We start from the raw sequence: 17,162 nt of genomic DNA, 5'->3' as shown, positions 1-17,162 counted from the left end.
GAGGATTGCAAAGTGAAGCATTTACTTAAGGATCCAACGCTGTGGCGCACCGGTGCCTACATCGCCGGCGAGTGGTTGAACGAGACGCCGCACGGTCGGTACACGCTGCGTAATCCGGTGGATCAAGCAGTGCTCATCGAGCTGCCGCGCTGCCGCGAAACTGAAGTTCGGCACGCCATCGATGCGGCGCATGCGGCCTTTGGTCCATGGCGACGCTTGACGGCTAAACGCCGGGGTGAGGTGTTGCGCCGTTGGTATGAGTTGATGGTTGAACATCGGGAGGACATTGCCACGCTGATTACCCTGGAGGAGGGCAAGCCCCTGGAGGAGGCGCGGGGTGAGGTCGATTATGCTGCGTCGTTTGTACGATGGTTTTCCGAAGAAGCCACACGGGTGCGCGGTGATTTGATTCCGGGCGTAAAGGACACTCAGCGTATTGTGGTACTGCGTGAACCCATCGGGGTTTGCGCCGCGATCACGCCCTGGAATTTCCCCGCTGCGATGATCACGCGCAAGGCAGCTCCGGCACTTGCGGCGGGCTGCACGATGGTCGTGAAGCCTGCCAGCCAGACACCCATGACCGCCCTGGCCCTCGCTGAACTTGCGCAGCGGGCGGGTGTGCCGGCTGGTGTGTTCAGTGTGATCACGGGGAATGACACCCGCGACATTGCCGGTGAACTCACGGCCAACCCGTTGGTGCGCAAACTCACCTTCACCGGGTCTACGGAGGTGGGCCGATTGCTGTTGGCGCAAGCGGCGCAGACGGTCAAGAAATGCTCCATGGAGTTGGGCGGCAACGCCCCGTTCATTGTCTTCGACGATGCTGATCTTGATGCGGCGGCTGACGGAGTGATGCTGGCCAAGTTTCGCAATGGCGGGCAGTCCTGTATTGGCGCGAACCGGGTCCTAGTGCAGTCAGGGATTCACGACGCACTGGCCGAGCGCATCGTCGAGCGCATGGCACGCTTGAAGGTGGGCAATGGCCTGGAGCCGGGAGTACAGGTCGGGCCGTTGATCGATGACGCGGCGGTACGAAAATCCCAGGCTCTTGTTGATGATGCACTGGCGCAAGGTGCTCGACTGCTGTCCGGCGGCAAGCCTCATGCGCTGGGTGGGTGTTTCTTCCAGCCCACCTTGTTGGCTAATGTGACTCATGAAATGCGGGTCGCTCGCGAAGAGATCTTCGGCCCGGTCATGCCACTGGTGCGTTTCGACAGTGACGACGAAGCCATTGCGATGGCCAATGACAGCGAGTTTGGATTGGCGGCGTATCTGTACAGCCGTGATGCGGCACGCATCTGGCGTAACGCCGCGCGCATCGAGTCGGGCATGGTGGGCATCAACTGTGGCTTGATTTCAAATGAAGTCGCACCCTTCGGCGGCGTGAAGCAGAGTGGTCTGGGGCGAGAGGGATCTCACCTTGGGATCGACGAATTCCTTGAAGTTAAATACCTCTGCTGGGATGGCTTGGAAAGCGTTTGAACTAACGTCGTGAAAGGCCGATGGATAGCGGTTCGCATGAGCCGCAGTTCGCCGGCCCTTTTTATTTGTTCTGCCGCAAAGGCAGGCATCCCGGTCAAGGCGCCCGGCTCATCTGCGAGACCCATCGCCGCCAGCGATACCTCGGATTGTGCAAAGCGATTTCAGCGCTGATATCCGATTCGATAGTCTCGTGGCTGATCCGGCATTTGCGTCGGCATTCCATGTTTCTGCGGCATTGACGCGATGACGCCGCAGCGCTTGTCGGTGCGCCATGCAATGTCTGCCCGAGTGAATAAGAATAATTAGGAGAGCGTGATGATTGCAGCAGTCGGTAAGGTCCTGGTGATCGGAGGAGGGTTCTCCGGTATGACCGCGGCTATCCAGCTCGCCCGTCAGGGCATCGAAGTGGACCTCGTCGAAATCGACCCTTTGTGGTGTCCTTTGGGAGCGGGAATTACGCTCAGTGGGCCCACGCTGCGAGCACTTGATACGGTTGGGATTCTGGAAAGGGTCGCTGGGGAAGGGTACCTGTCGACCAATTTCGACGTGTTTTCACCGGTGGGCGACCTGATCGTGCAATTGGCGCTTCGACCGCCGGTCAGCGATAAACCGATTCCCTGTGGTGGCGGTATCCTGCGCCCGGTGCTGGCTCGAATCTTTGCCGACAGGACGCGGGAAGTGGGTACCCGAGTACGCCTCGGCATCACCTATGACAGCGTCATCGAGCGTGACGATGGCGTTGAAGTGTCTTTCACCGACGGGACCACTGAACGCTATGATCTGGTCGTCGCCGCTGACGGTGTGCATTCGCGCACGCGAAAGGACTTTTTCCCGGAAGCACCCTCGCCAAAACCCATTCATCAGAGCGTCTGGCGCGCGGTGCTGAAACGTCCGCCGGAAATCGTGCGTCCCAGTCACTGGCTGGGACGCACCAAGGTTGGCGTCAATCCGATTTCCGAAACGCACATGTATATGTTCCTCATGGAAAACCGCGAGTTTTCCGAGTGGATCGATCCGGCCAGCTGGCCGGGTGAAATGGCGCGCCTGTTGAGTGAGTTTCCAGCCCCGATCCTGCAAACGCTGGTGCCGCAACTGTACGAGGCGGGCGCCAATATCGACTATCGTCCGCTGGCCAATCTGTTGGTGCCGTTGCCCTGGCACAAGGGCCGTATCGTGCTGATCGGCGACACGGTGCATGCCACCACGCCGCATCTGGCTTCTGGGGCTGGCATTGGTATTGAGAGCGCCATCGTGCTTGCCGAAGAATTGCTCGCCAGTAGCAATCTACAGACGGCCCTGAGCCGGTTCGAAATGCGGCGCTGGGAGCGTTGCCAACTCGTGGTCGAGAATTCCGCGCGCCTGTGCGAGATAGAGAAAAGTGGTGGGGACAAGGAAGAGCATGCCCAGATCATGCGTGAGTCCACTGCGACGTTGGCTGAGCCTATCTGAGTGATCGCGACCCTTCTGAATGGGAAGGGTCGCGCTGCTTGTCTTCAGGAGCAGTGATCGAAAATAACGACCTCTTTGACGTAGGCAAAAAAAGACGCCGATGTCAGCACCACGCCGTCCTCGGCAAGTTTTTGAAACAGCGCACGCTGATACTGCCGAAAGGTAGAAAAGTCCGCTTCATTTTCAAACCACAGGCTGGAGGCACCTTCGTATACGTTGATGTTTGGACCGAAATAGGCCGTCACCTTGTCACCCTCGGGTAAGTACCGGGAGCGAACATACCGGCGTAAGGCGTTCTGGAAGTCAGGTTGTTCCCGGGTAATGCTCTCGTGAGCTGCGTCCCAAGCGTCGAAAAAACGATCGAGCGCCATGGCTGGATTCTTCTTCAGCAGGATCATCACCTTCCATGGGAGAGGCGCTGTAGCGGTGCTAGCCGTCTCCACTTCATCCATCAATTGAGCAAGCTGCTCGGAAAGGTCAGCGAAGTTCTTTGCATCAGGGCCGACGGTTTGCTGGGTATAGGGATCGCTGAAGGTGCGAATCAAACCTGGCACGTCTTCAAAAAACAGCTCCGTAATGGAGTCTTTGTGAAAGGACTGTGCGTAGGCACTGTCGGCGTCAACCCCGAAAGCCGCGTCGATGACATGGTTCTGCACGTACCGTTTGACACCTAGCGGTTTGGCTTTAGCGATTGCTCCGTGGGTGTGCTCCACATAGTTTAAAAACTCGGCATGCGTCATTCCGGGTTTTCTGCGTACAGCGGCTAGGATTTTTATCATGAGGCGTTCTCGCTTTTGGCAGGGTTGACGGGGTTTGAACCTTAAATGCACTTCGTGCGGTTGGTATTCATCTGATTGTTTTTCAACACCAAAATATAAGGCCAGGTTTGTCCCGCAAACCAATCGGTATTCATGCTGGTAGGTATCGCGCAATAACATGCTTGGTAAGCGCTGAGCTCGTTCCGCCATCGCTCATTGCCACATGCGATTTTTCGTAGGAACTGCACACGAATCAATCAAGACGATTCTCAGAGAGCATTTGGATAACCATGGCTTCGGTGGCGTTGGGATTCATATGGCGGATTCCTCGGCCGCCACTCGACTAAATCCCAATGATCCCTGGGTAGACTTTGCGGTGGCTTCAATTTCTCGCTCGGTTGGACGTGCGCCGGTAGTTCTGCCCAATATCGGTGGGTCTATTCCTAACGATATGTTTGCCCATTCCCTTGGGTTACCGACGCTGTGGATACCTCATGCCTATGCAGCCTGTGCTCAGCATGCGCCGGATGAGCACCTGTTGACCGGTATTGTTCAAGAGGGGCTGAGGATAATGGCAGGGCTGTGGTGGGACTTGGGAACGCTTGAATTCACATCGCGGACTCACGGAATAACCACGTAGTGTTTCGCAGCTTCCTGTAGTGCCGCGACCCGTGATCATGCCAGCGTTGGTCTTTTGAGCGTTCACTCTGCGGCAACGATAAACAAAATTCTTGGTATTGGTTGGACATTATACGGGCGACATACTCGAGGCAGGCTAGTGAGTCTGGTGTTAAAAAATAAGTGATTCCTGATCTCGCCGCAGTACAGCGAGCTAGCGAGTCTCGCATAGACCTCGCGCTGCAACACAAAGCCGGTTTTACGTTTAATCATCGACTAGATCGATTTGCATCTGCCCTGGGTGTCGTCGACACCCCCTGAAAACACAATAACTCTTGATTCGGCCGCCACGGCCATCAGCAGGCGAGGGGAATAACATGCAACATACCCAAACCGTGACGCTCGGTGATAACCGAGCCGTGTCCGCTACAACAAAACTTTATATCTGGGCTGCCGCTATTCTCCTATGTGCAGAACTGATCGGTTCGGTCAGCATTCCCTTGGGCCCCGGGAAGGTCGTGCTTCTTCCTATGGTATGGGCCTTGCTGCTCGGCGCTGCCGTAGGGATTGCCAGCAAGCGCATGCCCGGAACGATTGGTATCGATACCCGCGCTCAGGTGCGTTCCGCCTCAATCCTGCAGCCGGCTCTGTTGATTTTCATCGCCAAGCTCGGCTTGGTGGTGGGCGGGTCTCTGCCGGTGGTGTTTGCGTCCGGTTGGGCCCTGGTCTTTCAGGAGTTCGGCCACTTCGTCGGCACGGTGCTCTTGGGTTTGCCGGTGGCCCTGCTGCTTGGGATCAAGCGAGAGGCGGTAGGTGCGACGTTCTCCGTAGGGCGTGAGCCAAGCCTCGCAATCATTGGCGAACGCTACGGCATGGACTCGCCCGAAGGGCGTGGCGTGCTCGCTGAGTACCTGACCGGTACGCTGTTCGGGGCGTTGTTCATCGCCATCGTTGCCGGCTTCGTCACCAGTCTGGGCATCTTCCACCCGAACTCCCTGGCCATGGGCTCGGGTATCGGCTCAGGCAGCATGATGGCAGCGGCAGCAGGTGCCATCGCTGCCCAACAAACCCCCGATGTGGCCAAGGAAGTCATGACGCTGGCAGCAGCGTCTAACTTGATCACCACGACGATCGGCACCTATTTCACGCTATTCATTTCGCTGCCTTTGGCCGTGTGGGGTTACCGCGTCCTTGAGCCGATGATTGGGCGGACCACCAAGGCGTCTACTGCTCAGCATGGGCCGATGCATGATGAAGTCTCACTTGAGACTGTCGAGCTGGGTTGGCTTGGCAAGGTCAGCGCGTGGTTGGCTGCCTGCGCGCTGGCACTGATCGCCAACTACGTGGGCTACAAGACGCTGTCGGGGGACGCGTTCGTGGGCGTGGCACTCATGTTGTTTGCAGCATTTGTCGGTGAGGGGGTATGTAGCCTGCTGCGCCGCAAGATTCCTGCTGTATGCATCGTCTCGCTGGTGGCGATGTTCATGACCTCTCCGCTCTGCCCCTGGGCTACGGAGATTGCTCGCCTTACCAGCTCGATCAACATCCTGGCCGTCATCACTCCGATGCTGACCTTCGCAGGGCTCTCGATTGCGAAAGATATCCCGGCTTTCCGCCGTTTGGGTTGGAGGATCGTGCTGGTGTCGTTCCTGGCCAACCTCGGTACTTTCATGGGAGCGGTGATGATCGCAGAATTGTTCCATTAACAGCATCCGCTAGGCATGGCGTGGCGCTGCCTAGCGCCGCGCGCAGCCCTGGCGCTTTTCTAACGCAGCAACGCCGGCCGCTATTGGACCTCAACAACATTTCTTCGCCAAATCAGCGATCGCGTAGCCTAACGCCGCGTGATTCTGCCGCATGAATGCTGCGTAGTATTTGACCGATGGTGCTGGAGGATCTGTTATGAGTACCTCCAGTTTTCCTGAATCGATTTCTGACTGGAAAAGCTCCTTGGGCATGCAGCTCGTCCCTAAGCCGGCACAGACAAGTCCCTTCAGCGCAACCGCTGGTGATTGCCAAGTGGGAAGAGAAAAAGGCTGAACCGCGACATTCAAGCACTCGCTCCGCTGCATACCAGCAGAACGAGTCAGCTTGATTGCATGGACACGCCGGCTTCTCCCGCCATGCCCGGCAGAGAATTAACTACCGGGCAAGTCAAGATCAGCGTACAGGCGGAGCGTATTGGAGACCGCCTTGGCTCCACAATGCGTTCAGCCCGCGTTTAATCTTCATGTCACTGCCCGTCCCCAGATTGCGTTCAAAGGATTCGCCGTAGTTGCCGACCTGGGCAATAATTTTCGCCGCCCAGTCATTGGGCAGGTTCAGGTCTTTGCCGAGTGCACCTTCCGTTCCGAGTAACCGCGCGATGTCGGGATTCTTGGAAGATTTGACCATGTCGGCGACGTTCTTCGAGGTAATGCCCAGTTCCTCGGCATTGAGCATCGCGGCGAGCGACCAGCGCACTACGGTGAACCAGTCTTCATCGCCTCTGCGTACCGCAGGGGTCAATGGCTCTTTTGAAATCACGTCGGGAAGAACCGCGAAGTCATCAGGGGTTGCGAGTTTAAGGCGCTGGCCGTAAAGCTGCGATTGGTCCGTGGTCAGAACATCACAACGTCCTGACTCCAGTGCCTTGAAACTCTCATCAGACGTATCAAATGTGATGGGGGTGTACTTCATGCCGTTGCTACGGAAGTAGTCCGACAGATTCAGCTCGGTAACCGTACCGGCCTGGATGCAGAAGGTGGCGCCATCCAGTTCCCTCGCGCTTTTGACGCCGAGCTTTTTATTTATCAGAAAACCCTGGCCGTCATAATAAGCGACGTTGGTGAACTGGATGCCCATGGCTCCATCTCGGGACGACGTCCAGGTCGTGCTTCGAGAGAGCATGTCGACTTCTCCCGATTGCAGTGCGGTAAAGCGCTCCTTGGCGGTCAACTGAGTGTACTTGACCTTCTTTGCGTCGCCGAAAACGGCTGCTGCCACGGCACGACAGACATCGACGTCGAACCCATGGAATTCACCTTTGGCATCCGCATATGAAAACCCCGGAAGGCCGTCGCTGATGCCGCATTGTACGAACCCTTTCTTTTTAACGTTATCAAGCGTTGCCCCCGCATGGGCAGTGATTGCAAACACGCTGCCGAGGGTTAGGCACGCTACGGTTGAGGCCAATTTCAACAGCTTTTTTTCTTGTTTCATTATGATGCTCTCGTGTTTGGGGCGGGTAAGTTGCTAAATCCGCACGCAGCCAGGCCGTCGGCCTGGTGTTCTGGCGTAGCGTTCAACATCAAAATCTGGAGGGCAGAAACAAGAGCAGGGCGTCAGGGAACCCAGCAAGGACTGTATTTCTTTTTATTATTTGGCATGGTTGTCTTCTTATTGTTGTTTCGGCTTTGAGTGCCGGTTTACGGTGGGACGGCAACGTTCCATCAGGTTAACGGTAGTGATTGCTCTACCAATTGGGTCCAAACAGCTACACCAGGCTCAATGACCTGATCGTTAAAGTCGTAGTAAGGGTTATGCAACGCGGCTGACGGTTTCTCTCCATCGACCCCCATCCACAAGTAAGCACCGGGGCAGGCCTGGAGCATGAAAGAGAAGTCTTCCGAGGCCATTGAAGGATTACATCCCCACTGGACTTTTGACTCGCCCACAGCCGCAACCGCCGCCCGGCGAACCATTGAGGCTGCTTGCGGATGGTTTTCCGTGACGGGATAACCAACGAGGTACGTCAACTGTCCCTTGACGTCGAAGGTCACCGGTAACTGTTCTACGAACTGACCTATCAGCGCTTGGACCTTGTCGCGAACCGGAGACTGCAAGCAGCGTACTGTTCCCTTGATCACCGCCGTTTCAGGAATGACATTGATCGCTTCGCCTGCGTTGATTTGGGTGACACTGATCACCGCACTGTCGAGCGGGGATAGCCGCCGAGAGGGGATCGTCTGCAAGGCGAGGATCAGCTGCGCCGCAGCAATGATGGGGTCCGCCCCTTTGTCCGGCATAGCGGCGTGACAGCCTTTGCCTGTCAGGGTGATTTCAAAGGTATCCAGAGACGCCATCATGGGACCGGGATTGATCACCACGTGCCCAGCCGGGGCGCCCGGCCAGTTGTGCAGACCGTAGATGGCATCCATGGGAAATTGCTTGAACAGTCCGTCGTCGATCATTTTTTTTGCCCCCGCGAGACCTTCCTCGGCGGGTTGAAAAACAAAGTGGACGGTTCCGCTGAAATGCCGGGTTTCACTTAGATGGCGAGCGGTGGCCAGCAGAATTGCCGTATGCCCATCATGCCCACAGGCATGCATGCAGCCTTGATGAGTCGATTTGTGGCTACAGTGTCCCAGCTCCTGGATGGGCAGGGCGTCCATGTCGGCTCGAATGCCGATGGTAGGGCCCTGGCCATTGCTCAAGGTGCCGATCACGCCGGTACCGCCCAACCCGCGATGGACTTCGACTCCAAAGCTTTCAAGAAGCTGTGCAACACGGTCAGAGGTCTGCAGTTCGTTGTAGCCGAGCTCGGGGGTCGCGTGAAAACCACGGCGCCAGGTAATGGCGTCTTCTATCAAGGCTTTGGAGATCGACATGGTGCTTACTCCAGGCTCGCGCCGTAGCCGAAGCTGGCGGCAGGTTTAGCAGCGGTTTCGACCCAAACACTTTTCACTTCGCTGTATTCGCGAAGAGCGTCCAGCCCGGAGGAACGACCATAGCCGCTCTCGCCGTAACCGCCGAACGGTGAGCTGACGTGAATAGTCTTGTAGCCGTTGATCCAGAAGGTCCCCGCGCGGACTTGCTTGGCCACTCGGTGTGCACGACCGACATCTCTCGTCCATACACCGCCGGCCAACCCGAAGCGACTGTCGTTGGCGATGCGGATTGCATCGGCTTCGTCTTTGAACGGGATGGCGACCACCACCGGCCCGAAGATCTCCTCCTGTGCGCAGTACAGGTCGTTCGTTCCGGCCAATACGGTTGGGTTGATGTAGTACCCAGGCTTGTCCGGAATGGGATCTGCATCTTGGCCGACCAGTTTCGCGCCATCTTTCAACGCGCCTTCGACCATGGTTTTTACATGGTTGTACTGTTTGGCGTTGTTGATCGGGCCTATCTGCGTTTCAGGATCGCTCGGATCGCCGACCTTGAAGTTCGTGGCTGCCCGGGCAAGGGCTTGGGTGAATTTTTCAAAAATCGACTCCTGGACCAGCAAGCGAGAGCCTGATACACAACTCTGGCCAGCACCGGAGAAAATTGCTGCTTGAGCGCCGCGCAATGCGACGTCAAGATCGGCATCCTCGAACACGATGTTTGCCGATTTTCCACCCAATTCCAGCACCGCAGGGATGCAACGCTGCGCGGCTGCGACGGCGATGTGTCGGCCTGTTGCTGGCGAGCCCACAAAGACAACTTTGCGGATGTCAGCCTTGGCGATAAAGCCTTGGCCGATGGTGTGACCAAAGCCTGCGATGATATTGACCAGACCCTTGGGGACACCTGCACGCTCGATCAATACGCCGACCACGAGCGACGACAAGGCGGTCAGCTCAGAGGGTTTGAGGATGACCGCATTGCCCGCGGCGATGGCCGGTGCGATCTGCCAGCCGCATGTAAAGATCGGAGCGTTCCAGGGCGTAATTTGCAGGACAGTGCCCAGTGGCTCGTAAGTCACGTAGTTTAGATGCGAGGTCGGAACAGGAATGACTTCGCCGTGCAGTTTGTCTGCCCAACCTGCGTAGTATTCGAACATTTCCGCGACCTTGGACACCTCGACCTTGGCGTCACGAATGGGCTTGTTGCCCGTCAACGATTCGATCTGTGCGAGGCTGTCAGTGTTTTCGCGAATAAGCGTGCCGACCTGATACATCGCACGGCCACGCGTTTGGGCAGTGAGCGCCCACCATTGGGCCTGTGCTGCCTTTGCCACTTTGTCGGTCTGTGCAATCAACGTCTCATCAGCATCGGGGAAGGTAAGCAACACGCTGTCATCGTGAGCATTTCGTACTTCTACCGTGGAGCCGTGACCATCGATGAACTCGCCACCGACGAAGCTGCCGACCACACTGCGATCACCCCAGAATGGGCGCATCAGTTCAAGGATTTTTTGAGCGCTCATTGATTATTCTCACGGCCATAAAGTTTGGCATCGGTGCGCTGGACAATCGCGCAGAAGTCTTCGTTATCTGGCAGCGATTCGCTGCTGGCTTCCCAAAGCAGGGCGACGATCCTGGACAGGGGAAGGTCGAGATCCAGGCTGTCGGCCAGGTCACTGGCGAGCCCAACGTCTTTGCGCATCAAACCCATGGTGAAACCCGAGTCATACGCCTTGTTCAGGACCCAGTTAGGGAACATGACCTGGGTAGCGCCACTGCGGCCCGAACCTGCGTTCAACCCCTGCAACAGCTTTTCAGGTTCCACACCTGCTTTAGCGGCCATCGAGACGGCTTCCGCGGTGCTGATCAAGTGACACGCGGCGAGCATGTTGTTGGCGATTTTTGCCACGTTGCCGGCGCCACATTTACCTACATGAACGCGCGTACCGCTCATGCCTTCCAGTACCGGCATGGCGCGAGCCAGATCCGCATCCTCTGCGCCGATGACCATCGACATGGTCCCGGTAGCGGCACCCTTGGGCCCGCCGGAGACTGGTGCATCGATGAAGGCGATACCCATTCTTGCCAGTGCAGTGGCGACCTTGCGGCTGGCTTCAGGGGTGGAGGTGGTGGTGTCCACCACGATCAGGCCTTCACGGCCGAATTCGATAATTCCACCCTGACCCAGGCACACCGCCTCCACATGTTCGGCTTTAGGCAGGGACAGGATCAAAACATCCGATTCCTTGATCAGCTGTTTACGGTCAGTGATCGGTTTGACGCCTTTCTCTTTAGCCTGGGCGAGCGCCGCTTCAGAAAGATCGAAGCCACTCACATCAAAGCCTTTGCCAGCGAGCGTTGCGGCCATGCCACCGCCCATGTTACCCAAACCAATGACGCCAACTTTCATAGTCATTTGAACAGTCTCAGTTAATAGTTCTGTACGAATTCGAGGATGACGTTGCCGGCCGCTTGCGGCTCAACGAAGACCCTACCGGGAAGGTCACGATGGGGAACTTCGTTGTGTTCGAGGATCGATCGCAATGTCATGAGGCTTTTTGTGTGCAGGCGAATGGAAATAGCGTGAGGGGATTGCTGAGCCCTCTTGGGCAGGTCCATGCCTGGAAACTCCTGGGCCGCTGTCGTAGCGTCGATGGCACGCAACACACCGCATTGGGTATCTGCTTCCAGGACGGCGCCTTTATATTTCACCGCATCGCCATAGATGGCGCGCCAGCGAGGTTCAAGCAGCTTGGGGTCTGCCAGATAGGTGATGGCGAGAATCCCGTCCGCGCCATTTGGATGGTTCTGCCAGCCTGGAACCCAGATCAGCTCAGGACGGTGTTGATGGCAGATAAAGTTGGAGGCGTCGGGCAGTGCTGGGTCGATAAAGAGCGCCAGCGACACCACCGCTTCATCGTGGCGACCATCGGGGAGGGTCATTCTGCGGCGGAAATCAATACGCCCCTGGCTGTCGAGTCCAGCCTCGACCATCCGCCCATGATCGGCATCGGCGTCCTTGCTGTGCAGCGCCACCAACGAGACACCTTCCTCGCCGCGGTCAAGGAATTGACCCAACTGGCGTCCGAAGCAGAAGCCGTTCACCGAGTTGGTACCGAACTTGGACGGGTCATCGACACCAATCAGCTCGATGAAGTTGCTGGGGAACATCATCAAGGACGTCACGCTTCCCCACGGGTGATAGCTGACTGGAGAAGGCGCGAATCCCATCCTGCGATAAAGCTCCAAAGCCTCGGCGTGATTTCGCACGGTGACCAGGGGGTGATCGATACCCTGCGGAAATTGAGCAACGGCTGTCATGGTGGTGGCTCCTGGTTAGCCTTGGGATTTTGTTGTGAAGGTGGCGAGAGACGTTGGGGTATTGCCGACAACCTTGGCCGGAGTCCCGGCGACAACCGTTCCAGCGGCCACGGATTTGAGCACTACCGAGTTGGCCGCCACGATCGCGTTGGTGCCAACTTCGATGTTTCCGAGCACGGTCGCTCCCGCGCAAATCAGTGCGCCTCTACGGACTTTCGGGTGTCGGTCGCCGGCTTCGTTGAGCGTGCTGCCCAGCGTCACCCCGTGCCACAGGCTGACCTCATCCTCGACTACGGCGGTTTCGCCAATGACGAGGCCAATGCCGTGATCGACAAAAAGGGATCTGCCCAGGCGCGCCGCCGGATGGATATCGATAGCCCAGGTGTTTGCTGCCCAGTTCTGCACGAGCACGGCGCTTTGCACGTCACCCTCAGTCCACAGCACATGGGCAATGCGATAAGCCTGAACCGCCTGGATGCCACGGAACGTGAGGAAAGCCGTGAGGTGGTCCAGGCAGGCAGGATTGACGACTTCCAAATGGTTGATATCGGCGGCGGCGGCCTGCGCGATGGAGGGGGTGGCGGCGATGATCGACTTGAACCAGCTTTCCAATGCCACGTTGCTGGCTTGCGCTTGCAGCTGACGTGCAAGGTTCGCGGCGAGCGCAGCCTCGAAGGTGGAATAGGCCAGCAGGTGGCTTGTCGCATAGTCGCGTAGTGCCGGGTTGCGCTCGGCCAGTTGGTGGGCTTGATCGCGAAGGCGCTGCCAAAGGGGGCTCATATCCATCTCCTGTTGCTGATGGATCGAGTATGGACACGCCGCGGAAGCTCCAGCAATATTCACAAATTCGAAACTTTGTTGCCTTTAGCGCAACACAGGGAGATGTATGAGCTTGGTGCAGGATCGTCGAATCCTCTATTTCTTCGAGGCCGTAAGACTTGGCAGCGTACGAGCTGCGGCTGATTTCCTGAACGTCGCGCCGTCCGCCGTAAGCCGGCAGATAAGCCAGCTCGAGCAGGAACTCGGTGCGCCACTGCTGGAGCGGCATCGGCGGGGTGTAAAACCTACCGAGGCCGGTGACCGCGTACTGGGCTATTACCGCCAGCGTCTGACGCATCAAGAACTGTTGCTTGATTCCCTGCAGGCGTTGCGAGGGCTTCAGAGCGGATCCGTGGTGCTGGCGGTGGGAGAAGGATTCATCGATGGATTGGCAGGTCCGCTGAGCAACTTCTCAGCGCTCTACCCAAAGGTCGAAATTCAGGTGAATGTATGCGGTAGTAACGAAGTCATACGGCAGGTCGTAGAGGATGAAGCGCATTTAGGCTTGGTATTCAACCCGGCGGCTGATCCGAAAATACGCACCCACGCCTCCCAACCGCAGCCGGTCCGCGTGATCGTTAATCCACAGCACCCTTTGGCCCAAACCAAAAGCCCGATTCCGCTTGAAGGATTGGACTCGTACCGACTGGCGTTGCCAGGTGTCTCCTTTGGCATCAGACAGATTCTCACGCTCGCTGAGCATCAGTTGGGTGTCATGCTAAATCCGACCTTGACCTGCAACACCATCGCCATGCTCAAGCGTTACTCCATGCAAGGCGGAGTGACGCTCCTGCCCACGTTCGTGGTGGACGAAGAGGTGGAGGCCGGTCGCCTTTGTACTCTGGCTCTGCACAACGAAATTTTTGCCAGCCCGCGAGTGCATTTGATCAGCCGCTTGGGAAGGCAACTGAGTGTCGGCTCGAGTCGCTTACTCACCATGTTGCTTCAGGACATGTCTGCGTTTAAATCGCGCTGATCCATCCGATTCTTGATCGACGTTCGTCGCGGGTAGCTGCCTGTCACCAAGGGCCGCTATCGACCCTGATTCGCAGCCCTGAACTAACCCATCATGCTCAGCGACTGGGTGCGTTCTGCCGCTATAGCACTCGGCTGCGAACTCGCAATCCTGTTCACGGCTTCATGGTGGGCAACCACAGGCCGAGTGGCAGATTCATGAACCGATCGCGCGTTCGGCGGGTGTATCTGATCAGGTCATCGAAGCGCTGCGTCAGCAGACATCGCCGCGATTCACCCGAGATGATGAACTGCTGGTTTATCGAGTGGGCAAGACGCTGTACGAGACTCGCCGTATCGACGACGGTCTTTATGCGCAAGCTGTGCAAGCGTTTGGAGAGCCCGCTGTCGTCGAGTTGACGGGGGTATTCGGATATTACGCACTGGTTGCGATGACTCTGAATGTCTTCTCTGTTGCGTTCAAGGTCCAGGATCGAGTCCAGGATGCTGACGTGCACTGAATCGGCTTGTTGCTGGAGCAGTTTGCACCGCGAGATGAGCATCTAGGCCTAACTCTGTTCAGGAACTCGCGATTGCACTCTCAGAAATGACAGTTCGGCATACCAGAATAAGTCCCGTACAGGCGGGGCAGGGACAAGGTGCGCCCATTCCTTCAGGGCATGATCGGTAGTTCAATGAGATTCGGGCAGCCTGAGCGAATACCTTCTTCGACAGCTCCCGCAATATCGCCGGCGCGCTCGATCCTGCGGGAAGGGACCCCCAGGGAGGAGGCGAGGGCCAGGAAATCGATCGCCGGGTCGCAAAGTTCCATGCCGATGAACTGGTCAGTGCTTGCACTTAGATAGTGCGCCTGGCTACGAGCGTAGTTCTTCAAAATGTTGTATTCGCCGTTGTTCATGACAACGAACGTGACCGGCAGCCGTTCATGCGCCGCCGTCCAGAGTGCTTGCGGTGAGTACATTGCCGAGCCATCACCGACCAGACAGACTACCGGGCTGCGGTCCAGGCCAAGCGATGTACCGACGGCCGCCGGCATGCCCCAGCCCAGGATGGCGCTGCGGGTAAAAAGATACTGGCGGGCCGAATGGGAATCCAGGCAGGCACGGACATGAGGAATCGTGGCGGGTGCTTCGTCGACGATCCAGACGTCCGGCCCGATTGCCCGGATAGCCTCGTGGGCAGCCACGAAAGGCGTTGTCACCGGAGTGTTGAATTCGCGACTGACGCGAGCGGCGACGTCGGCACGACGTGTATCGCGTTCTTGGCCCGCGACGTTTCGCAGCGTCGCGATTGCCTCGCTGTGTGGGGCCAATTTCTTGTCCAGTATCGGCAACAGCGTTTGCAAGGAGAGTCTTATATCCCCGATCAGCCCTAGTGCTGTCTCGTGGACTCTGCCTAGTTGGTGTCCATCGCCGGTCAATTGGATAAGGCGACAGTGAGATGGAATAGCGGGGCCCTGGGAATATTGATAGCTGATCAACGAATGGCCGCCGAGCAGGAAGACCGCGTCGAAGTCAGAGAACGTCTCCCTGATATCGCAAGCCTTCGCAGACAGCGTTCCCCGCCACTGCGGATGAGCTGTCGGGAACGGAATATGCCCGGGCCAGGATGGCCCGTAGACCGGCGCGCCGAGTGCTTCGGCGAGCATCACGGCTTCAACTTCCGCGCTCGACTGGATCACTTCTTCGCCAACGATAATCGCCAGACGACCGGGGGTAGTTGTCGCTAAGGCCGCGGCCAATTCCTCAATCGCCCCGGTCACGGCACCGCGCTCGATTCGCGATGGCGGGCCGGCCTTTACATCCGTGTGTTGCTCCATCACGTTAATCGGCAGGGAAAGGAAAACCGGACCGGCCGGCCCCGTGCGACAGTCCTGAAACGCACGACGCAGCAGCATCGGGATGTGTTCGGGATGATGAATTTCCTCCGCCCATTTGACGCTCGGTCTAGCGAGAGCGACGAGGTCTCCGTGGAGCAGCGGGTCGGTCACGCCATGTCGCGTGTCTTGTTGACCCGCCGTGACGACAAGCGGCGTATTCGCCATCTTCGCGTTGAGAATGGCGCCCGTTGCATTGCCGAGTCCACCGGCCGTATGGAGGTTGACGAAGCCAGGGCGACCGGATGCCTGCGCATAACCGTCGGCCATCGCTACGACTGAGGCCTCTTGGAGGCCGAGGATGTATTGGATGTCTGAGGCGCCTGAGAGGGCGTCGAGCAAAGCCAGTTCGGTTGTTCCCGGATTGCCGAAGACGTAGCGTACACCTTCGCTGCGAAGCACTTCTACGAACAGGTCCGCGCCGCGTTGCCCGCGGCTGTTGAAAGAAACATTGGATCTTAAAGGCATGGCGCAGAACCTCATCTGATCTGGAAGCTTTGATTTAGCTGGCTTGCTGTGGCGACTGTCGTGCGGCAATCGCATTGCACAAGGCCCGGGCGACAGGTGCGTAACTGGTCTGGCTGGGCTGGCCGGCTTCGGGAGCCCCGGTGGGATTGATCAGGTGCACGGCGATCTGTCCTGGCAGCCATGAGACGAGTGGCCAACGGGTGCGATAGACAGGTTTGGGCCGGGTATCTCCGGTGGTCGGATCAAAATCGCAGGATGTCACAAACGCTATCCCTATCAGGCAAGCGCCTTGGAGCTGCGAGCGCACACGACCAGGATTTTTCAAGAAGCCCAAGTCCGCGACAACGACCGCGTCATGAATGATCAAGCGGCCTTCGTCGCTCACTTCGATATCGAGAACGACCGCCATGCAGGTCTGCGCGTCATAGTGGGCAGCGATGCCTTGCGCCCGACCATGTCTTGGGGGCTTGCCCCAATGAGCTTTCTTTGCCGCTTCGGTGATGACGCTCCGCATTCGATGGCCATCGACGCTTGATGAGTGCTGAGTGCCGTCGTTCACCGCCAATACCGGATCAATCAGCGAAAGCAGATAGTCCCTGTGATCCAGCTTGCAGGCCCGCACCTGCGCGGCCATGAGTCGCTGTTCGGCGAACAGGCGGAGCAACAGGCCGTTTCTGTCCAGATTGCTGTCGAGCGTCGATTGCCAAGTGAATGGGTCAAGGGCACTGACGTGCGCATCAGGATGGCTCATTGCATTTCTCCTTCCGGTTGATGGCAAGAGGTCCAGCTAAAGCGATGTGTCCTTGG

At 57.7% G+C, this 17,162-nt stretch carries 14 protein-coding genes; 4 read left to right on the top strand and 10 right to left on the bottom strand.

The window, feature by feature from the left end:
• Nucleotides 1–12 precede the first annotated feature (12 nt).
• Together F7R20_RS02510 and F7R20_RS02505 are read left to right on the top strand one after the other, a co-directional pair.
• On the top strand, nt 13–1,482 hold the full coding sequence (locus F7R20_RS02510) for an NAD-dependent succinate-semialdehyde dehydrogenase (RefSeq protein WP_003200393.1): 1,470 nt from the start codon (nt 13–15) through the stop codon (nt 1,480–1,482).
• Nucleotides 1,483–1,797: 315 nt separating this feature from the next.
• On the top strand, nt 1,798–2,931 hold the full coding sequence (locus tag F7R20_RS02505; RefSeq protein WP_003200394.1) for an FAD-dependent oxidoreductase: 1,134 nt from the start codon (nt 1,798–1,800) through the stop codon (nt 2,929–2,931).
• 44 nt (nt 2,932–2,975) lie between these two features.
• Here the strand turns inward: F7R20_RS02505 and F7R20_RS02500 are convergent, their stop codons facing one another.
• Nucleotides 2,976–3,869 (bottom strand): EthD domain-containing protein, encoded by an 894-nt coding sequence (locus F7R20_RS02500; protein WP_232002323.1) that lies wholly within the window; start codon nt 3,867–3,869, stop codon nt 2,976–2,978.
• An 815-nt stretch (nt 3,870–4,684) separates the two neighbouring features.
• On the opposite strand from F7R20_RS02500, the gene F7R20_RS02490 reads away from it, so the two are divergent.
• Nucleotides 4,685–6,013, top strand: coding sequence for a DUF3100 domain-containing protein (locus F7R20_RS02490; RefSeq protein WP_003200397.1), 1,329 nt, complete (start codon nt 4,685–4,687; stop codon nt 6,011–6,013).
• A 454-nt stretch (nt 6,014–6,467) separates the two neighbouring features.
• On the opposite strand, the gene F7R20_RS02485 is transcribed toward F7R20_RS02490, so the two are convergent.
• From F7R20_RS02485 to epsC, 6 genes are all read right to left on the bottom strand, one after another.
• On the bottom strand, nt 6,468–7,508 hold the full coding sequence (locus tag F7R20_RS02485; protein ID WP_081352546.1) for an amino acid ABC transporter substrate-binding protein: 1,041 nt from the start codon (nt 7,506–7,508) through the stop codon (nt 6,468–6,470).
• A gap of 230 nt (nt 7,509–7,738) precedes the next feature.
• On the bottom strand, nt 7,739–8,896 hold the full coding sequence (locus tag F7R20_RS02480) for a M20 aminoacylase family protein (RefSeq protein ID WP_003200405.1): 1,158 nt from the start codon (nt 8,894–8,896) through the stop codon (nt 7,739–7,741).
• Nucleotides 8,897–8,901: 5 nt separating this feature from the next.
• The gene (locus F7R20_RS02475; RefSeq protein ID WP_003200407.1) at nt 8,902–10,419 is read right to left on the bottom strand and encodes an aldehyde dehydrogenase family protein; all 1,518 of its coding nucleotides are present in this window, start codon (nt 10,417–10,419) and stop codon (nt 8,902–8,904) included.
• Entirely contained in the window at nt 10,416–11,312 is an 897-nt protein-coding gene (locus F7R20_RS02470; RefSeq protein ID WP_003200410.1) for an NAD(P)-dependent oxidoreductase, read from the bottom strand. The genes F7R20_RS02475 and F7R20_RS02470 overlap by 4 nt, the downstream gene beginning before the upstream one ends.
• A 14-nt stretch (nt 11,313–11,326) precedes the next feature.
• The gene (locus F7R20_RS02465; protein ID WP_003200413.1) at nt 11,327–12,217 is read right to left on the bottom strand and encodes a VOC family protein; all 891 of its coding nucleotides are present in this window, start codon (nt 12,215–12,217) and stop codon (nt 11,327–11,329) included.
• A gap of 15 nt (nt 12,218–12,232) precedes the next feature.
• Nucleotides 12,233–12,997, bottom strand: a complete 765-nt coding sequence (gene epsC / locus F7R20_RS02460) for a serine O-acetyltransferase EpsC (protein ID WP_003200415.1) — start codon at nt 12,995–12,997, stop codon at nt 12,233–12,235.
• Between the two features lie 106 nt (nt 12,998–13,103).
• On the opposite strand from epsC, the gene F7R20_RS02455 reads away from it, so the two are divergent.
• Nucleotides 13,104–14,012 carry a LysR family transcriptional regulator gene (locus tag F7R20_RS02455; RefSeq protein WP_003200418.1) on the top strand — a complete coding sequence of 303 codons (909 nt, stop codon included), beginning with the start codon at nt 13,104–13,106 and terminating at the stop codon, nt 14,010–14,012.
• Between the two features lie 154 nt (nt 14,013–14,166).
• Here the strand turns inward: F7R20_RS02455 and F7R20_RS32125 are convergent, their stop codons facing one another.
• From F7R20_RS32125 to F7R20_RS02440, 3 genes are all read right to left on the bottom strand, one after another.
• On the bottom strand, nt 14,167–14,553 hold the full coding sequence (locus F7R20_RS32125) for a hypothetical protein (RefSeq protein WP_013692923.1): 387 nt from the start codon (nt 14,551–14,553) through the stop codon (nt 14,167–14,169).
• 110 nt (nt 14,554–14,663) lie between these two features.
• Nucleotides 14,664–16,355, bottom strand: a complete 1,692-nt coding sequence (locus F7R20_RS02445; RefSeq protein WP_003200421.1) for a thiamine pyrophosphate-binding protein — start codon at nt 16,353–16,355, stop codon at nt 14,664–14,666.
• A 34-nt stretch (nt 16,356–16,389) separates the two neighbouring features.
• The gene (locus tag F7R20_RS02440) at nt 16,390–17,106 is read right to left on the bottom strand and encodes a hypothetical protein (RefSeq protein ID WP_003200423.1); all 717 of its coding nucleotides are present in this window, start codon (nt 17,104–17,106) and stop codon (nt 16,390–16,392) included.
• Between the last annotated feature and the right edge of the window lie 56 nt (nt 17,107–17,162).

The organism is Pseudomonas brassicacearum subsp. brassicacearum (assembly GCF_008801605.1).
In the GTDB taxonomy this organism is placed as follows: domain Bacteria; phylum Pseudomonadota; class Gammaproteobacteria; order Pseudomonadales; family Pseudomonadaceae; genus Aquipseudomonas; species Aquipseudomonas brassicacearum.
Note: the sequence above shows the minus strand (reverse complement) of the source record. Positions and strands in the feature narration are given on the sequence as shown.